Source organism: Enterobacter soli (genome assembly GCF_964208575.1).
Lineage (GTDB): Bacteria > Pseudomonadota > Gammaproteobacteria > Enterobacterales > Enterobacteriaceae > Enterobacter > Enterobacter soli_A.
Window position 1 is genome coordinate 141,767 of the sequence record NZ_CAXOFU010000008.1, and the last position, 16,400, is coordinate 158,166.

General features: G+C 54.0%; 16 protein-coding genes. 3 read left to right on the forward strand and 13 right to left on the reverse strand.

The features are described 5' to 3' along the window. Positions 1-27: 27 nt before the first annotated feature. Complete coding sequence (locus tag AB6V08_RS10745) at positions 28-486, reverse strand: Lrp/AsnC family transcriptional regulator (RefSeq protein WP_368542648.1); 459 nt, start codon at positions 484-486, stop codon at positions 28-30. 115 nt (positions 487-601) lie between these two features. Here AB6V08_RS10745 and AB6V08_RS10750 point away from each other — a divergent pair, with 115 nt between their 5' ends. After that, positions 602-1,648, forward strand: a complete 1,047-nt coding sequence (locus AB6V08_RS10750) for a PLP-dependent cysteine synthase family protein (RefSeq protein WP_368542649.1) — start codon at positions 602-604, stop codon at positions 1,646-1,648. A gap of 41 nt (positions 1,649-1,689) precedes the next feature. Here AB6V08_RS10750 and cof read toward each other — a convergent pair whose 3' ends face one another. Next, a complete protein-coding gene (gene cof / locus AB6V08_RS10755) occupies positions 1,690-2,508 on the reverse strand; it encodes an HMP-PP phosphatase (protein WP_368542650.1) in 819 nt (272 codons plus the stop codon). A gap of 101 nt (positions 2,509-2,609) precedes the next feature. Between cof and AB6V08_RS10760 the strand changes: the two genes are divergently transcribed. Continuing rightward, positions 2,610-4,310, forward strand: a complete 1,701-nt coding sequence (locus AB6V08_RS10760) for an SgrR family transcriptional regulator (protein WP_368542651.1) — start codon at positions 2,610-2,612, stop codon at positions 4,308-4,310. A gap of 65 nt (positions 4,311-4,375) precedes the next feature. Next, on the forward strand, positions 4,376-5,071 hold the full coding sequence (gene queC, locus AB6V08_RS10765) for a 7-cyano-7-deazaguanine synthase QueC (RefSeq protein WP_368542652.1): 696 nt from the start codon (positions 4,376-4,378) through the stop codon (positions 5,069-5,071). Positions 5,072-5,073: 2 nt separating this feature from the next. Here the strand turns inward: queC and AB6V08_RS10770 are convergent, their stop codons facing one another. The 11 genes from AB6V08_RS10770 to bolA all read right to left on the reverse strand — a co-directional run bounded on the left by AB6V08_RS10770 (position 5,074) and on the right by bolA (position 16,165). Further along, complete coding sequence (locus tag AB6V08_RS10770; protein ID WP_368542653.1) at positions 5,074-5,403, reverse strand: addiction module antidote protein; 330 nt, start codon at positions 5,401-5,403, stop codon at positions 5,074-5,076. Beyond that, positions 5,390-5,743, reverse strand: a complete 354-nt coding sequence (locus AB6V08_RS10775) for a type II toxin-antitoxin system RelE/ParE family toxin (protein WP_368542654.1) — start codon at positions 5,741-5,743, stop codon at positions 5,390-5,392. The genes AB6V08_RS10770 and AB6V08_RS10775 overlap by 14 nt, the downstream gene beginning before the upstream one ends. A gap of 47 nt (positions 5,744-5,790) precedes the next feature. Then, positions 5,791-6,189 (reverse strand): YbgC/FadM family acyl-CoA thioesterase, encoded by a 399-nt coding sequence (locus AB6V08_RS10780; RefSeq protein WP_368542655.1) that lies wholly within the window; start codon positions 6,187-6,189, stop codon positions 5,791-5,793. Positions 6,190-6,288: 99 nt separating this feature from the next. Continuing rightward, the gene (locus AB6V08_RS10785; protein ID WP_368542656.1) at positions 6,289-6,675 is read right to left on the reverse strand and encodes a helix-hairpin-helix domain-containing protein; all 387 of its coding nucleotides are present in this window, start codon (positions 6,673-6,675) and stop codon (positions 6,289-6,291) included. Between the two features lie 151 nt (positions 6,676-6,826). Then, entirely contained in the window at positions 6,827-8,698 is a 1,872-nt protein-coding gene (gene ppiD / locus AB6V08_RS10790) for a peptidylprolyl isomerase (RefSeq protein WP_368542657.1), read from the reverse strand. Between the two features lie 212 nt (positions 8,699-8,910). Beyond that, on the reverse strand, positions 8,911-9,183 hold the full coding sequence (hupB, locus tag AB6V08_RS10795; protein WP_002444653.1) for a nucleoid-associated protein HU-beta: 273 nt from the start codon (positions 9,181-9,183) through the stop codon (positions 8,911-8,913). Positions 9,184-9,393: 210 nt separating this feature from the next. Further along, positions 9,394-11,748, reverse strand: coding sequence for an endopeptidase La (gene lon, locus AB6V08_RS10800; RefSeq protein ID WP_368542658.1), 2,355 nt, complete (start codon positions 11,746-11,748; stop codon positions 9,394-9,396). A gap of 183 nt (positions 11,749-11,931) precedes the next feature. Next, positions 11,932-13,206: an ATP-dependent protease ATP-binding subunit ClpX gene (clpX, locus tag AB6V08_RS10805; protein ID WP_006176908.1), complete on the reverse strand. Its 1,275-nt coding sequence runs from the start codon at positions 13,204-13,206 to the stop codon at positions 11,932-11,934. 127 nt (positions 13,207-13,333) lie between these two features. Next, a complete protein-coding gene (gene clpP, locus AB6V08_RS10810; protein ID WP_014069126.1) occupies positions 13,334-13,957 on the reverse strand; it encodes an ATP-dependent Clp endopeptidase proteolytic subunit ClpP in 624 nt (207 codons plus the stop codon). A gap of 260 nt (positions 13,958-14,217) precedes the next feature. Continuing rightward, the gene (tig, locus tag AB6V08_RS10815) at positions 14,218-15,516 is read right to left on the reverse strand and encodes a trigger factor (protein WP_368542659.1); all 1,299 of its coding nucleotides are present in this window, start codon (positions 15,514-15,516) and stop codon (positions 14,218-14,220) included. 331 nt (positions 15,517-15,847) lie between these two features. Further along, the gene (bolA, locus tag AB6V08_RS10820) at positions 15,848-16,165 is read right to left on the reverse strand and encodes a transcriptional regulator BolA (protein WP_368542660.1); all 318 of its coding nucleotides are present in this window, start codon (positions 16,163-16,165) and stop codon (positions 15,848-15,850) included. Between the last annotated feature and the right edge of the window lie 235 nt (positions 16,166-16,400).

Genomic DNA, 16,400 nt, shown 5'->3' on the forward strand with positions numbered 1-16,400 from the left:
TCCGGCGCAGCCGGGAAATTGTTCGATTTATTCAATGGGTAATGCAGTGGTGTACTTAATTTGTTCCATGGCGAAACTCGACGTGACGTCCGACAGGCCCGGTACGCTGTTAACCAGCCGCTTGTAAAAATCATCGTACCGCTTCATGTCTGCCACCTGGACGCGCATCAGATAGTCATATTCCCCTGCCATGCGCCAGAAGCCGAGCACCTCAGGCATCTCGGAAACCTGAGTCACAAAACGACAGTACCAGTCGCTGCTGTGATGTTGGGTTTTTATCAGGACGAAGGCGGTCAGTCCAAGCCCCAGTTTTTCGGGATCTAAAAGCGCGACGCGTCCCAGCAGAACACCGTCGTCTTCGAGCTTTTTGAGGCGCTTCCAGCAGGGTGTGGTGGTCAGATTAACGGCATCTGCCAGCGCCTGCAAAGAGAGGGTACAGTCGTTTTGCAGCAACGAAAGCAGCTTGCGGTCAATTTTATCTAGCATACCCACCCCACAGAGAAAATTTTTCTCCTTACATTCTATTTTAAAGGCCAGATAGCAACAATTTTTTCCGTGCTTTTCGCTATGCTGGGCACAAAATGACAAACGGATAATCACGATGAATAGCACCTGGGTAAAACACGCCATCAGCGAAATCAATGCCGACTATCAACGTTCGGCGGACACCCATCTCATTCGCCTTGCCCTGCCGGGCTTTCCGGGCATTCAGCTTTACCTGAAAGATGAAAGCACCCATCCCACCGGGAGCCTGAAGCACCGCCTGGCGCGCTCGCTGTTCTTATACGGCCTGTGTAACGGCTGGATCAAAGAAGGCACAACGATTATTGAGTCATCTTCCGGCTCAACGGCGGTGTCAGAGGCCTATTTTGCCCGCCTGCTTGGGCTGCCCTTCATCGCCGTGATGCCTTCCTGCACCGCGAAACGCAAAATCGAGCAAATAGAATTTTACGGCGGACGCTGCCACTTCGTTGAAAGCGCCTGCGAAATCTACGCGGCCTCTGAAATGCTGGCCCGCGAGCTGAACGGCCACTATATGGATCAGTTCACCTTCGCCGAGCGCGCCACCGACTGGCGCGGGAACAACAACATCGCCGACAGTATTTTCCGTCAGATGACCCACGAGCCAAACCCCGTTCCTGCCTACGTGGTCATGAGCGCGGGCACCGGCGGGACGTCCGCGACCATTGGCCGCTACATTCGCTGTCAGGGCTACAACACGCAGCTGATGGTGGTCGATCCGCAGAACTCCGTGTTCCTCGACTACTGGCAAACCCGCGATGCCGCCCTGCGCAGCCCGGTTGGCAGCAAAATCGAAGGCATTGGCCGCCCGCGCGTGGAGCCTTCCTTCATTCCGGATGTGGTGGACGAAATGCTGCGCGTACCGGATGCAGCAAGCGTGGCGACCGCGCACTGGCTTGAAACCCAGCTTGGCCGCAAGGTGGGTGCTTCCACGGGCACCAACATGTGGGGCGCACTGCAGCTGGCTGCGCGGATGCGCGAAGAGGGCCGCACCGGTTCAATCGTTACGCTGCTGTGCGACAGCGGGGAGCGCTATCTCGACACCTATTACAACGCGGAGTGGGTGGAGACAAACATCGGCGATATTACGCCGTGGACAGCGCAGATTGCGCAGCTGGTGAAATAAAAAAAAGCCAGACCGAAGTCTGGCTTGCTGGAAGGGTCTCACTATTCGGGGGAATATGGGAGGTTGTTTTTGTCCAGCCAATGAGTCAAAAAGTGGGACACGGCTTCGTTGCGGCAGTGTCCAATAACCGGCAGATGAGGAAGCTCCGCAATGAGCTGCGGCATCGCATTCCCCATAATCAGACCGCGACCGACGCTGCCCAGCATCTCGCGGTCGTTCATAGCATCGCCAAACGCCATGCAATCCTGCATCGTCAGGCCCAGGTGGTCGCTCAGCACCGCCAGCGCGGAGCCTTTGTTGCATCCCACGGGCAGCACTTCCAGACAATCCACCGCCGAGAACGTGAGGTGCGCGCGGTCGCCCAGCGCCTCGTTGAGCTGAATGCGCAAGCGGCACAAATCGTCGTGATCGCCGCAGAAACAGACCTTCGTCACCGAGTGAGCCGGAATGCGGCGCAGATCGGTTAGCTGATACTTAAAGCCGCTGTAGACATGGGCGTGCAGCAGCTCGGGGATTTCGCGCCCGGTGAACCAGCCGCTGTCGTTAAAGACGTGAATGCTGGCCTGCGTGTCCCAGGTGCTGTGCAGAACGATATCCGCCACTTCCGGGTTAAGATCCTGACGGTGCAGCACATCCCCTTCGACAGAGTGAATGCGCGTGCCGTTTCCGGTGATTAGAAAGGCGTCCAGAGAAAACGATCCGAGCAGATGACGCATCTCCAGCACGTGACGGCCCGTAGCGAACGTCAGCGTAATATCATGCTCGTGCAGGCGCTTCAGGGTGCTCAGGGTTTTATCCCCTAAACGGTGATCCGGCATTAACAGAGTGCCGTCCATATCAAACGCAGCGAGCCGGGCCATGATTACTCCTGAAATGTGATGCGATTAACTTGTGCATCAGTATCGACTGAGATATACGGAAGTAATAGTGAATAGATAGGAATTATTGTTCCGGGTTTCTCATGCGCCAGCTTAATCGCCTCAACCAGTATCAACGCCTGTGGCAACCGTCATCCGGTGCGCCGCAGCAGGTTACCGTCACCGAGCTTGCCAGCCGCTGTTTTTGCAGCGAGCGGCACGTGCGAACCTTGCTGCGCCAGGCGCAGGACGCGGGCTGGCTAAGCTGGCGGGCTCAGTCCGGGCGCGGCAAGCGCGGCGAACTGACCTTTCACGTCACGCCGGAATCGCTGCGTAACGAGATGATGGAGCAGGCGCTCAAAAGCGGGCATCAGCACAACGCGCTGGAGCTGGCACAGCTCGCCCCCGAGGATTTACGCGCGCTGCTGCATCCGTTTCTGGGCGGGCAGTGGCAAAACGACACCCCGACGCTGCGCATTCCCTACTACCGGTCTCTCGACCCGCTCCACCCGGGATTTTTACCGGGCCGCGCCGAGCAGCATCTGGCGGGACAAGTTTTCTCCGGCCTGACGCGGTTTAGCGGCACCCGCAGCGAGCCGACAGGCGATCTCGCCCACCACTGGGAGGTCTCCCCCGACGGTCTGCGCTGGCATTTTTACATTCGCTCCACGCTGCACTGGCATAACGGCGATAAGGTCGAAACGGCGCAGCTGCAGGAGAGCCTTCGTGCGCTACTCGGGCTGCCTGCCCTGCGCAAGCTGTTTCAGAGCGTGCTGCGCATAGAAGTCACCCATCCGCAGTGCCTGACGTTTATCCTCCACCAGCCGGATTACTGGCTGGCGCACCGCCTGGCGACCTATTGCAGCCGGCTTGCGCACCCTGAACTGCCCATGACGGGCAGCGGCCCCTTCAGGCTGGCGGTTTACGACCCCGACCTGGTGCGTCTGGAAAGCCACGAGCAGTATCATCTTAGCCATCCGCTGCTTAAGGCGATTGAGTACTGGATCACCCCTACCCTGTTTGACTACGGGCTGGGCACAAGCTGCCGCCACCCGGTTCAAATCGCCATCGGCGAGCCGGACGAACTGGGTAGCCTCCGGCTGGTAAGCAACAGCACCAGCCTGGGGTTTTGCTATCTCACGCTCAAGCACAGCCCACGATTGAGCGAAATGCAGGCGAGGCGGCTTATCAACATCATCCACCTCTCCACTCTGCTGCACACCCTGCCGCTCAACGAAGGGCTGATCACCCCTACGCAGGAAATGCTGCCCGGCTGGCGGATACCGCAATGGGCCGAGATGAAGGACGTGCAACTGCCAACGGCGCTGACGCTGATTTATCACCTGCCCGTTGAGCTCCACACCATGGCAAGCCAGCTTAAGGAGTATCTTGCCCGGCAAGGCTGTGAACTGACGGTTATCTTCCATGACGCGAAAACCTGGGACGGATGCCAGACGCTGGCGGACGCGGACATCATGATGGGCGACAGGCTCATCGGTGAAGCGCCGGAATATACGCTTGAGCAGTGGCTGCGCTGCGATACCCTCTGGCCGCACCTTCTGAGCGCCCCGCAGTTCGCCCATCTGCAGGCCACGCTGGACGCGGTACAAACCCAGGCCGACGAACAGGCCCGGCACGCGGGGCTTAAAGCGATATTCACTCAGCTGATGGAAAGCGCGGTGCTGACGCCTTTGTTCAACTATCAGTACCAGATTAGCGCCCCGCCGGGGGTAAACGGCATCCGCCTGAACACCCGCGGCTGGTTTGATTTCACCGAGGCCTGGCTTCCGGCGCCCAAATCGTGAAGAAGCTGGTCGCCGTCGTGGTCAGGCGGTAACATGGCGTTTTACCGTTATTGTTGAGACTACTTATGAAACGTGCCGTCGTCGTGTTCAGCGGAGGACAAGATTCCACCACCTGCCTGGTTCAGGCGCTCCATCAGTACGATGAAGTTCACTGCGTCACCTTTGACTATGGTCAGCGCCACCGCGCCGAGATTGACGTCGCCCGCGAACTGGCGCTGAAACTGGGCGCCCGCGCACATAAGGTGCTGGACGTCACGCTGTTAAATGAACTGGCCGTAAGCAGTCTCACCCGCGACAGTATCCCCGTTCCTGATTACGAACCGGATGCCAGCGGCATTCCAAACACCTTCGTGCCCGGTCGTAATATTCTCTTCCTGACGCTGACGGCCATTTACGCCTATCAGGTTAAAGCCGAAGCCGTGATTACCGGGGTGTGCGAGACCGACTTCTCGGGCTACCCGGATTGCCGCGATGAGTTCGTGAAGGCGTTAAATCACGCGGTTAACCTGGGCATGGCAAAAGAGACCCGCTTCGAAACGCCGTTAATGTGGCTGGATAAAGCAGAAACCTGGGCGCTGGCAGATTACTGGGGCAAACTGGATCTGGTGCGCAGCGAAACCCTGACCTGCTACAACGGCATCAAAGGCGACGGCTGTGGACAGTGCGCGGCCTGTAATCTGCGTGCTAACGGGCTGAATCACTATCTCGCCGATAAGCCTGGCGTGATGGCAGCCATGAAGAACAAAACCGGTCTGAAATAAGCCTACTTCACCGTGCTGTCGAACAGTTTAACGCCGGCAGCACGAGTTATTTTCATCAGCGTCGTCAGGGTTGGGTTACCGTTTTCGGACAGGGTTCTGTAAAGCTGCTGGCGAGATAGCCCTGATTTAGCCGAGATTTCACTGATGCCGCCCCGGGCTTCGATGACCTGTCGAAGCGCAATAAGATAGGCAGGGATACCCTGATCCTCATAGATTTCTTCTAGTGCTGTTTGCAGATAAAGCTGAGCATCGGCGGGGTTTTCGCGCAGCATCTTCACTACGGCATCATGATGGCTAACGGAGCTTGAGTATTTTCGTTCAGCGGGGCTCATCCGGTTTTCCTTTTGATTGATGATCTTTCCAGTAATCCACTGCCAGTTTTACATCCGCTTTTTGACTCTTTTTATCACCACCTATCAGTAGTAATAAAACCTGCCGATGCTCAACAGCAAAATAGATCCTGTAACCGGGACCACTGTCGACCCGCATTTCCCAGACGCCTTCTCTGAGGTATCGGTAATCGCCAAAATTACGTTTTATCGCACGGTTAACTCGCACAAGGATCCGAAACACGGTGTCCGGATCCTTGCGCTTCATCTTCGCCATCCAGTCCTCAAACGGAATTTTTCCGTCACGGGCCCGGTAACGTTCAACGACGTAGTCCCTGTCCATCATTCTATCCCTGAATGGCTTCCTTGTCTTTTATAAAAGACAAAATCCTAGGCGATCATCAACTCCAGCTTCTCGCGCAGCTCACCTTCCAGCGGCAGCGCTTTCTGGGTCTTAAGGTCGATACAGACAAAGGTGATCAGCGCGTCTGCAACCACCTGCCCTTCGGGCTCCAGCGTGACCACCTGACTGAGAACGCCGCTTTTTCCATTTAGCTGCTGTACCTGGCTGGTGACGGTCAGCAGATCGCCCAGCACTGCCGGGCGGCGGTAGTTGATATTAATATTGGCAACCACAAACGCGATGTTGTGTGCGGTCAGCCACTGAAAGCTTTCGCTATTTTCCAGCCCGTCCCAGCGCGCCTCCTCGAGGAATTCGAGATAGCGGGCGTTATTCACGTGCTGGTAAACGTCGAGGTGATATCCACGTACTTTGATTTTTGTCTGCATAGCGCAATAGCCTTGTATTTTGTTATAGGATCAGAGGTCACAACTGGTATGACCTCATTATCCTGGCAAATTTATGCCACTGTGCAAGTTATTGCGCGATTACAGCGTCAGATGCGAGAGGTTGCGCTCAACCAGCGCGCTGCCCATTCCCGGCACCTGTTTGAGATCGTCAAGCGTTTTGAAGGGGCCGTACTCCTCCCGATAGCTGACAATTGCCTGCGCCTTTTTCAACCCTACGCCGTTCAGCGCCCGCGCCAGCTCGTCCGCCGAGGCCGTGTTGATGCTGACCCGGGTACCTTCCTCATCAGCACTTTTCACGCCCGGCAGGGCTTTGGAGTGTGCTGGCGCCTGCGAAGCCGCCGCTGCGTCTGTTTTGACCTGTACGGCCTGCGGTTTGTCCGCAGCCGTCGCTGCAAAGGCGACATGTGCGATACCGGTGCTGGCGAAGGCCAGGGTAATGAATAGAGCTTTGATTCCACGTTTCATGTTGTTATCTCCTTGTTTGTTGACAGCCACGCCACCATAACCGCGGGCAAAAACAGGCACAAACAGCAGATTGCAGAAATGGAAAAGGCCGCGAAAGCGGCCTTTAAATATTGCAGTGCGTTACGAAAATCTGCGAGCAGACGCGTAATTATTACTGCTGGGTAATGATGTCACCCAGCTTGATTTTGGCGTCTTTACGCAGGTTGCTCATCATGGCTTCGAAGGCAATCTGGGCGTTGTTCTGGGTAATGCCCTGAACCATCGCTTTCTTCTGCTCTTCCGGCATGGTGCCCGCTTTCACTTCGTCCAGCGCCAGCAGCACAACGTTACCCTGCATATCGGTCGTCGTACCGAAGCTTGGTTTGTCCTTCGCCGGCAGGCTCAGACCAAACGCCGCCTGGCTGATTGGATCCTGGCTGGTACGGCTCAGGGTTTTCGCTTCACCGAACTTCAGGCCTGCGGCTTTCAGCGCGTCGTCGCCTTTGCCTGCTTTCAGGTCAGAAAGCAGTTTCTCTGCGTTCAGTTTCGCCTGCTGCTCAGCTTTGTTGTGCTTAACCTGCGCCACAACCTGATCCTTCACTTCAGCCAGAGGCTTAACGGACTCGGCTTTGTGCTCCGCCACGCGCAGGACGAACGCACGATCGCCGTCCACGGTGATGATGTCAGAGTTGCTGCCCGGTGTGCCATTTTCGCCCACCAGACCACCGTTGAAGATGGCGTCGGAAACCGGCTTGAAGTTCAGCTCTTCCGGCAGGTTGTCGTGGCCGAACCAGCCCGTTTCAACCGCTTTTACGCCAGCAGCCTGCTCTGCACCTGCCAGCGACTCGTTGTCGTTGCTGGCGGCATCGCTCACTTTCTGCTGCAGCGCGTAGAAGGCATCCAGCGCTTTTTCCTGCTTCACTTTCGCCGCGATATCGTCACGCACGTCAGCCAGCGGCTTAGTTTTTGCTGCCTGAACGTCGTCAAGACGCACAACCAGGAAACCAACGGAAGATTTAATCACGCCAGACAGCTGGCCTTTTTCTTTCAGGCCCGCATTTTTCAGCTCTTCCGGCGTTGTGGCATCTTCCAGCCAGCCCATATCACCGCCGTTTTTAGCGGAGATGATGTCGGTGGATTTTGCTTTTGCAACGGTCGCGAAATCGGCGCCTTTGTTCAGCTCATCCAGCGCAGCTTTAGCATCCGCTTCAGTTTTGGTCTGAATGACGCTGTAGCGGTTACGCTGAGGCTGAGTGAACTGATCCTGATGTTGGTCGTAGTAAGACTGGATATCCGCGTCGGTGGCGGTTTCCTGCAACGCGGCGGCATCCAGTTTGATGTAGCTTACGCGGAACTGCTCAGGGGCAACGAAGGTGTTCTTGTTTTGCTCGTAGAACGCGTTAACGTCTTCGTCGCTAACCTGCTGCTTCGCCGCTAATGCATTCACGTCGATGATAGCTTCACGCACAACACGCTGCTGAGCAACCAGCGCAGCCAGCTCGTCAGTTTCACCTTTCAGCATGAAATCAGTGCCAACCACGGCATTAATCAGCTGCTGGGTTGTCAGCTGATTACGCAGCGCCTGCGCGTACTGGTCAGCGGTCATGCCCATCTGGTTCACGATAGCGTTGTAGCGGGTATTGTCGAATTTGCCGTTAGACTGGAATGCCTGGGTGGAGAAGATGGCTTTTTTAACCTGATCGTCGCTGATGCCCAGACCGAGGTTTTTAGCATATTGGTCCAGAAGCGCTTCATCAATCAGGCGGTTCAGAGTCTGCTGGCGCAGGGTTTTCATGTAACCTTCGTTAGATGCCAGCTCTGAGAACTGATCTCCCAGCTGCTGCTGCATACGGTTACGTTCACCCGCGAAGGCATTCTCGAACTGTCCACGGCTGATTTCCTGGCCATTCACTTTTGCGGCGTAGTTGCTGCTACCGCCGATCAGGTAACTACTCACGCCGGTCAATATGAACGACACGATAATGATACCGAAAATAATCTTGAGCACGAGACTGTTAGCAGCCGTGCGTAAGCTGTCCATCATGGTGTAACAACACTCCGCTGTAGGTGACTGGTGACCTGACGCTGACGGGAAATCCTTACCGTCGCGCGTAAAGGCGTATTGTGACAAGAAACCGGGGCAATTGTCAGCCCACAACTCGCATAAACTCGAACAAATCAGGCCTGGACAAACAAAAAAGGCACATCAAATGATGCGCCCTTGTACTTTTCAGCTTCCCTGAAGCGAGAAAGCAATCAGTTTACTGCGTCTTTCAGCGCTTTACCGGCACGGAAGCCCGGCACTTTAGCGGCAGCAATAGTGATTTCTTTACCGGTCTGAGGGTTGCGGCCAGTACGGGCAGCACGCTCTTTAACCGCGAAAGTTCCGAAACCAACCAGTGCAACGTCGTCCCCAGCTTGCAGAGATTCAGTAACAGAAGCAATTAAAGCATCTAACGCACGTCCAGCTGCAGCTTTAGAAATATCAGCACCCGCAGCAATTTTGTCAATCAGTTGAGATTTATTCACTGTTCTCTTCCTCTCTTTATAATTTATATCGCACCTGAATCCTTCACAGTGCGACCGCGCAGCAGTTATATCAGGCCTGCCATGACCTTACAACACCCGTTGTTGATGGCTAACCCAATCAGCAATCTAAATTAGCTATACAAAAAAAAGCTGGCAAGTCCGAAATGACTTACCAGCCTTGTTTTTATTGACGCTCTTTGCGCGAGGTCACTATTTTGCGGTTACAACCTGCATTCCAGAAGGTTCATTCTGCAATGCGAGGGTCAGAACTTCTTCAATACGCTTCACCGGGTGAATATCTAAATCGGCGATAACGTTGTCCGGGATCTCTTCCAGGTCGCGCTTATTTTCATGCGGAATCAATACGGTTTTGATCCCACCGCGATGCGCTGCCAGAAGTTTTTCTTTCAGACCACCGATTGGCAGAACCTGACCGCGCAGGGTAATTTCACCGGTCATCGCAACATCGGCACGCACCGGGTTACCCGTCAGGCAGGAGACCAGAGCGGTACACATTGCGATACCTGCGCTTGGGCCGTCTTTCGGCGTCGCCCCTTCAGGCACGTGAACGTGGATGTCGCGTTTTTCGTAAAAGTCTGGGTTGATGCCCAGTTTTTCCGCACGCGCGCGCACCACGGTCAGCGCAGCCTGAATGGATTCCTGCATCACTTCGCCCAGAGAACCGGTATAGGTGAGCTTACCTTTACCCGGAACGCAGGCGGTTTCGATGGTGAGCAGATCGCCGCCCACTTCGGTCCATGCCAGGCCAGTAACCTGTCCCACACGGTTTTCGTTGTCCGCGCGACCGTAGTCGTAACGCTGAACGCCGAGGTATTCGTGCAGGTTATCGCCGTTAATCTCGATGTGCTTAAGGCTTTTATCCAGCAGCAGCTGTTTAACCGCTTTACGGCACAGTTTAGAGATTTCACGCTCCAGACCACGCACGCCCGCTTCGCGGGTGTAGTAACGAATGATGCTGATAATCGCGCTATCGTCTACCGTGATCTCACTTTCTTTCAGTGCATTACGCTCAATCTGCTTAGAAAGCAGGTGGCGCTTGGCGATGTTCAGCTTTTCGTCTTCGGTGTAGCCCGACAGACGGATCACTTCCATACGATCCAGCAGCGGTGCCGGAATGTTCATGGAGTTAGAGGTAGCCACGAACATCACATCGCTCAGGTCGTAGTCCACTTCCAGATAGTGATCGCTGAACGCGACGTTCTGCTCTGGATCCAGCACTTCAAGCAGTGCGGAAGCCGGATCGCCACGCATGTCAGACGACATTTTGTCGATTTCATCGAGCAGGAACAGCGGGTTTTTAACGCCCACTTTCGCCATTTTCTGAATCAGTTTACCCGGCATTGAGCCGATGTAGGTACGGCGGTGACCGCGGATTTCAGCTTCGTCACGCACGCCGCCCAGCGCCATACGGATGTACTTACGGCCGGTCGCTTTCGCGATCGACTGACCCAGGGAGGTTTTACCTACCCCTGGAGGCCCGACCAGGCACAGGATTGGGCCCTTGAGCTTGTTCACACGGCTCTGCACCGCGAGATACTCAAGAATACGGTCTTTGACGCGTTCCAGGCCGTAGTGGTCGGTATCAAGGATTTCCTGCGCCTGACGCAGGTCTTTTTTGACCTTGCTGCGGGCGTTCCACGGAACCTGAACCATCCACTCGATGTAGCCACGAACTACGGTCGCTTCCGCCGACATCGGAGACATCATTTTCAGCTTCTGCAGTTCAGCTTCGGCCTTTTCTTTCGCCTCTTTCGGCATTTTCGCCGCGTCGATCTTACGCTTCAGCGCTTCGTTTTCGTCCGGCGCGTCGTCCATTTCGCCGAGTTCTTTCTGAATCGCTTTCATTTGCTCGTTCAGATAGTACTCGCGCTGGGATTTCTCCATCTGTTTCTTCACGCGGTTGCGAATGCGCTTCTCAACCTGCAACAGATCGATTTCAGACTCCATCATCGCCATCAGGTATTCCAGACGTTCATTCACGTCGGACATTTCCAGCACGGACTGTTTGTCAGCCAGCTTCAGCGGCATGTGCGCGGCGATGGTGTCCGCCAGACGTGCAGGATCGTCGATGCTGTTCAGCGACGTCAGCACTTCTGGTGGGATTTTCTTGTTGAGCTTGATATAGCCTTCGAACTGGCTGATCGCGGTGCGCACCAGCACTTCCTGCTCGCGCTCATCCAGCTCCGGCGAATCGAGATACTCTGCTTTTGCAGAGAAGTGTTCGCCGTTGTCAGACAGAGTGGTAATACGCGCACGCTGCAAACCTTCAACCAACACTTTGACAGTGCCGTCCGGCAGTTTCAGCATTTGTAAAATAGAGGCCACGGTCCCGACGGTGAAAAGATCGTTTACACCCGGCTCATCCGTTGAAGCTTCTTTCTGCGCAACCAACATGATTTTTTTATCATGATCCATGGCGGCTTCAAGGCAACGGATAGATTTTTCCCGCCCTACAAATAAGGGTATGACCATGTGCGGATAAACCACCACATCGCGCAGCGGCAATACGGGGATTTCAATGCGTTCAGAACGCTCAGGATTCATAGAGCTCTCTCTTAGTTTAGTGTCCGCCAGGTAATCAGGTTATGTGACTGTGCTTCACACAACTCTTAACATGTAACCAGTATATGGGGATGTTTCCCACACATTCAACGTCATGAATACGGAAAAAGCAAAGGGGGGATAAAATCCCCCCTTTTTTAATAACTGCTTGTATGATTTGGTGAATTATTCGCCAGATGCCTGCTGCGCTTCGGGCTTACCGTAGATCAGCAGCGGCTTGCTTTGGCCACCAATCACAGATTCATCAATCACCACTTTCTCAACATCTTCCATGGACGGCAGATCGTACATGGTGTCGAGCAGAGCGGCTTCTACGATAGAACGCAGACCACGCGCGCCTGTTTTGCGGATCATTGCTTTTTTCGCAATCGCATCCAGGGCTTCGTCACGGAATTCCAGCTCTACGCCTTCCAGATTGAACAGCGCCTGATACTGCTTGGTCAGCGCATTTTTCGGCTCTTTCAGAATCTGGATCAGCGCGTCTTCGCTCAGCTCGTTCAGCGTTGCCACCACCGGCAGACGACCGATGAACTCAGGGATCAGACCAAACTTGATCAGATCTTCTGGTTCAACCTGCGACAGCAGTTCGCCTTCGTTCGGTTTTTCAGACGTGGATTTCACGGTTGCGCCAAAACCAATGCCGGAGCCGGTTTCAACACGGTGAGAAATCACTTTATCCAGGCCTGCAAACGCACCGCCACAGATGAAGAGGATCTTGGAGGTATCAACCTGCAGGAACTCCTGCTGCGGATGCTTACGGCCGCCCTGCGGTGGAACCGCGGCAACCGTACCTTCGATCAGCTTCAGCAGCGCCTGCTGTACGCCTTCACCCGACACGTCACGGGTGATGGACGGGTTGTCGGATTTACGGGAGATCTTATCGATCTCATCGATATACACGATCCCGCGCTGCGCTTTCTGAACGTCGTAGTCACACTTCTGCAGCAGTTTCTGGATGATGTTTTCTACGTCTTCACCCACGTAGCCGGCTTCGGTCAGCGTGGTGGCGTCAGCCATGGTGAACGGTACATCCAGCAGGCGCGCCAGCGTTTCGGCCAGCAGCGTTTTACCGGACCCGGTTGGGCCGATCAGCAGAATGTTACTTTTACCCAGTTCAACACCATTGCTGGTATCGCCGTTGCGCAGACGCTTGTAGTGGTTGTACACCGCCACCGCCAGCACTTTTTTCGCCTGTTCCTGACCGATGACGTAGTCATCAAGGTGGTGGCGAATTTCATGCGGGGTTGGCAACGCGCTACGCTCACGGTGCGGCGCGACTTCTTTAATCTCTTCGCGGATGATGTCGTTACATAAGTCGACACATTCGTCGCAGATATACACGGACGGCCCGGCAATCAGTTTACGCACTTCATGCTGGCTTTTGCCGCAAAAAGAGCAGTACAGCAGTTTGCCCGAACCATCTTTGCGTTTATCTGTCATGAGTCCAAACCTCTTTTTAAGTTCTTTGTGCCGCACATGACGACGCAAATGCCATTCTCAGACGCAAGCTGCTCTCAAGCAGAATGCCGCCCTACCTTAGTATAGCGGCACACTCGCGTCGCGGGCATCAATTACGATGGGTCAATACGGAGTCAACTAAGCCGTACTCTACTGCCTCTGGGGCAGAGAGGAAGCGATCGCGCTCGGTATCGCGCTCGATCTGCTCAAGGGATTGACCCGTATGCTGCGCCATAAGTTCATTCATGCGCGCTTTTACTTTCAGAATTTCGCGTGCGTGGATTTCGATATCCGTCGCCTGGCCCTGATATCCGCCCAGCGGCTGGTGAATCATCACGCGAGAGTTCGGCAGGCAGAAACGCTTGCCTTTGGCGCCTGCGGTTAACAGGAAGGCGCCCATAGATGCCGCCTGCCCCATACAGATGGTGCTCACGTCTGGCTTGATGAACTGCATGGTGTCATAAATAGACATACCCGCCGTGATCACGCCGCCAGGGGAGTTAATATACAGGTAAATGTCTTTTTCCGGGTTTTCCGCTTCCAGAAACAGCATCTGCGCCACGATCAGGTTAGCCATGTGGTCTTCGACCTGGCCGGTCAGAAAGATAACGCGTTCCTTGAGCAGACGGGAATAGATATCAAAAGAACGCTCACCGCGTGAGGTCTGTTCAATAACCATTGGCACCAGAGCCATATGGGGTGCAAAGTTGTCTCGTTCGCCACTGTATGACATTTCCGTCTCCTGGATCTAAATTGAAAACACCTGCTGTACTGATTGTAACCTTATGGACGGATTATCAGCCAGTCTCATTCGTCGTGATTACCTGGTTATGGGGTTCACTTTGCCCTATTTCAAGCATAACAACCTTTTGTTGTTACGCTAACACTGAAAGGGTGTTTTAGCACTCTTCCTGGCCTATTGGTGTGATAAAAAAAACCCGTCGCCATAAGGCAACGGGTTTTTTGTTCAAACTTTAAACCGTTGAGGCGAAATTACGCCTGCTGGTTCATCAGTTCGTTAAAAGAGGTCGCTTTTTCGGACACTTTAGCTTTCGCCAGTACCGCTTCAACAGCCTGCTCTTCCAGCGCTACGTTGCGCATGTTGTCCATCAGCTCTTTGTTGCTACCGTAGAACGCGATAACTTCTGATGGATCTTCGTATGCAGAAGCCATCTCTTCGATCAGGCCTTTCACACGCTCTTCGTCAGCTTTCAGCTCGTGGGTACGAATTACTTCGCCCAGCAGCAGGCCAACAACAACGCGGCGTTTTGCCTGCTCTTCGAACAGTTCGCGCGGCAGTTCCATCGCTTGCTGCTGGTTGCCACCGAAACGCTGTGCAGCCTGACGGCGCAGAACGTCGATTTCGCTGTCGATCAGGGCAGCTGGAACGTCGATTTCGTTCGCTTTCACCAGGCCGTCGATTGCCTGAGATTTAACACGGTTACGCACAGCGCCATTCAGCTCGCGCTCCATGTTTTTACGTACTTCGGTACGCAGACCGGCTACAGAACCATCTTCCACGCCGAAACGCTTGATGAATTCTTCAGTCAGTTCTGGCAGCTCGCGCTCTTCAACTTTTTTCAGGTTAATGACGAACTTAGCGGCTTTACCTTTCAGGTTTTCAGCGTGGTATTCTTCCGGGAAGGTCACGTCGATAGTGAACTCTTCGCCAGCTTTGTGACCTTTGATACCGTCTTCGAAGCCTGGGATCATACGACCCTGGCCCATTGCCAGTACGAAGTCAGACGCTTTACCGCCTTCGAACTCTTCGCCGTCTACAGAACCGGTGAAGTCGATGGTTACGCGGTCTTCCGCGTCAACAGCGCCTTCTTTCTCTTTCCAGTTCGCCTGCTGCTTGCGCAGGGTGTCCAGCATACCGTCTACGTCTTCGTCGGTAACGGAAACGATCGGTTTTTCAACTTCGATAGATTCCAGACCTTTCAGCTCAACTTCCGGGTACACTTCGAACTCTACAGAGTAGGTGAAGTCTTCGCCCTGCTTGTATTCGCCTGGAACATAGTTCGGCGCGCCAGCTGGATTGATTTTTTCTTTGATGATCGCATCGATAAAGTTGCGGCTCATCAGTTCACCCAGCACATCCTGACGCACGGAAGCGCCATAACGCTGAGCAACAACATTCATTGGTACTTTGCCCTTGCGGAAGCCGTCAATACGTACTTTTTTTGCTACGTTGACCAGCTCGCTTTTCACAGCAGTTTCGATGCTGTCAGCAGCGATAGTAATCGTTACACGGCGGCCAAGGCCTTGAGTGGTTTCAACTGAAACTTGCATCTTGTTACCTCAAAAAAATCACAGTGCTCGGTCAACTCTGAATCTGTCTGTTTTACCGGGATGCTCTCTTATAAGCAGATTCACATTCCCTGTCGCCAGAATCATCCCGAAGACATTCAATAAGACGCGGCATTATAGCGGCATCACTAAGGTGAGTCGAGAACGGTTAGGGCATGTTGCTGCGGCTTTTTTCACACTTTAAGGCTATTTTTAGCTTTAAAAATGCACCATACGTTCAAAACTCAGACAAAACAAAACGGCCCGAAGGCCGCTTTGACGTAATCTGGTAGCAACATACTGGAAAAACTCCAGCGGTTGCAAATACGATTTATCAGGCGATGCTGCCCGCACCGCGACAAGGCGGCGATGCAAAAACCGTATCCTGTAAGCCTTCCCATTCTTTGATGGTATAGGTATGTAGCGCCAGCGCGTGAACAGTGGAGGAGAGTTCCTCTGTCAACGTGCCGTAGATCATTCGGTGTCGGTTGAGGAAACGCTCTCCTGCGAAGCGGTCGCTTACCAACACCACTTTGAAATGACTTTCAGACCCTGCCGGTACGTTGTGACGATAGCTCTCATCGACGACTTCGAGGAACACGGGGTTGAACGCTGCCCTTAATTTGTCTTCTATTTGCTCACGTATCATCATGAAATTACTCCTCCGACAACGCTAAGATGTCACCCATCCCTTTAAATGTTAGCCGCTTTTACCGTTTCCATTACAACAAGACAACAAATATTTAGCTTTCGTCTGATTTTCTCAGTCAAACGAATGAAGTTCACTATGAGCCTCATACGTTTTGTCTTTGACTGGCAGCGAAAACAGAAGAAGTGGTCATTTTTCGGACAAGGCGATGAATTTACATGCGTTGACCACTTCCCCT

Coding starts and splice junctions, on each gene's coding strand:
- AB6V08_RS10770 (WP_368542653.1), bottom strand. CDS start 5,403: ATGAGCCCCGCTGAACGAAAATACTCAAGCTCCGTTAGCCATCATGAT.
- AB6V08_RS10785 (WP_368542656.1), bottom strand. CDS start 6,675: ATGAAACGTGGAATCAAAGCTCTATTCATTACCCTGGCCTTCGCCAGC.
- AB6V08_RS10745 (WP_368542648.1), bottom strand. CDS start 486: ATGCTAGATAAAATTGACCGCAAGCTGCTTTCGTTGCTGCAAAACGAC.
- clpX (WP_006176908.1), bottom strand. CDS start 13,206: ATGACAGATAAACGCAAAGATGGTTCGGGCAAACTGCTGTACTGCTCT.
- AB6V08_RS10750 (WP_368542649.1), top strand. CDS start 602: ATGAATAGCACCTGGGTAAAACACGCCATCAGCGAAATCAATGCCGAC.
- clpP (WP_014069126.1), bottom strand. CDS start 13,957: ATGTCATACAGTGGCGAACGAGACAACTTTGCACCCCATATGGCTCTG.
- tig (WP_368542659.1), bottom strand. CDS start 15,516: ATGCAAGTTTCAGTTGAAACCACTCAAGGCCTTGGCCGCCGTGTAACG.
- lon (WP_368542658.1), bottom strand. CDS start 11,748: ATGAATCCTGAGCGTTCTGAACGCATTGAAATCCCCGTATTGCCGCTG.
- queC (WP_368542652.1), top strand. CDS start 4,376: ATGAAACGTGCCGTCGTCGTGTTCAGCGGAGGACAAGATTCCACCACC.
- cof (WP_368542650.1), bottom strand. CDS start 2,508: ATGGCCCGGCTCGCTGCGTTTGATATGGACGGCACTCTGTTAATGCCG.
- ppiD (WP_368542657.1), bottom strand. CDS start 8,698: ATGATGGACAGCTTACGCACGGCTGCTAACAGTCTCGTGCTCAAGATT.
- AB6V08_RS10780 (WP_368542655.1), bottom strand. CDS start 6,189: ATGCAGACAAAAATCAAAGTACGTGGATATCACCTCGACGTTTACCAG.
- AB6V08_RS10775 (WP_368542654.1), bottom strand. CDS start 5,743: ATGGACAGGGACTACGTCGTTGAACGTTACCGGGCCCGTGACGGAAAA.
- AB6V08_RS10760 (WP_368542651.1), top strand. CDS start 2,610: ATGCGCCAGCTTAATCGCCTCAACCAGTATCAACGCCTGTGGCAACCG.
- bolA (WP_368542660.1), bottom strand. CDS start 16,165: ATGATGATACGTGAGCAAATAGAAGACAAATTAAGGGCAGCGTTCAAC.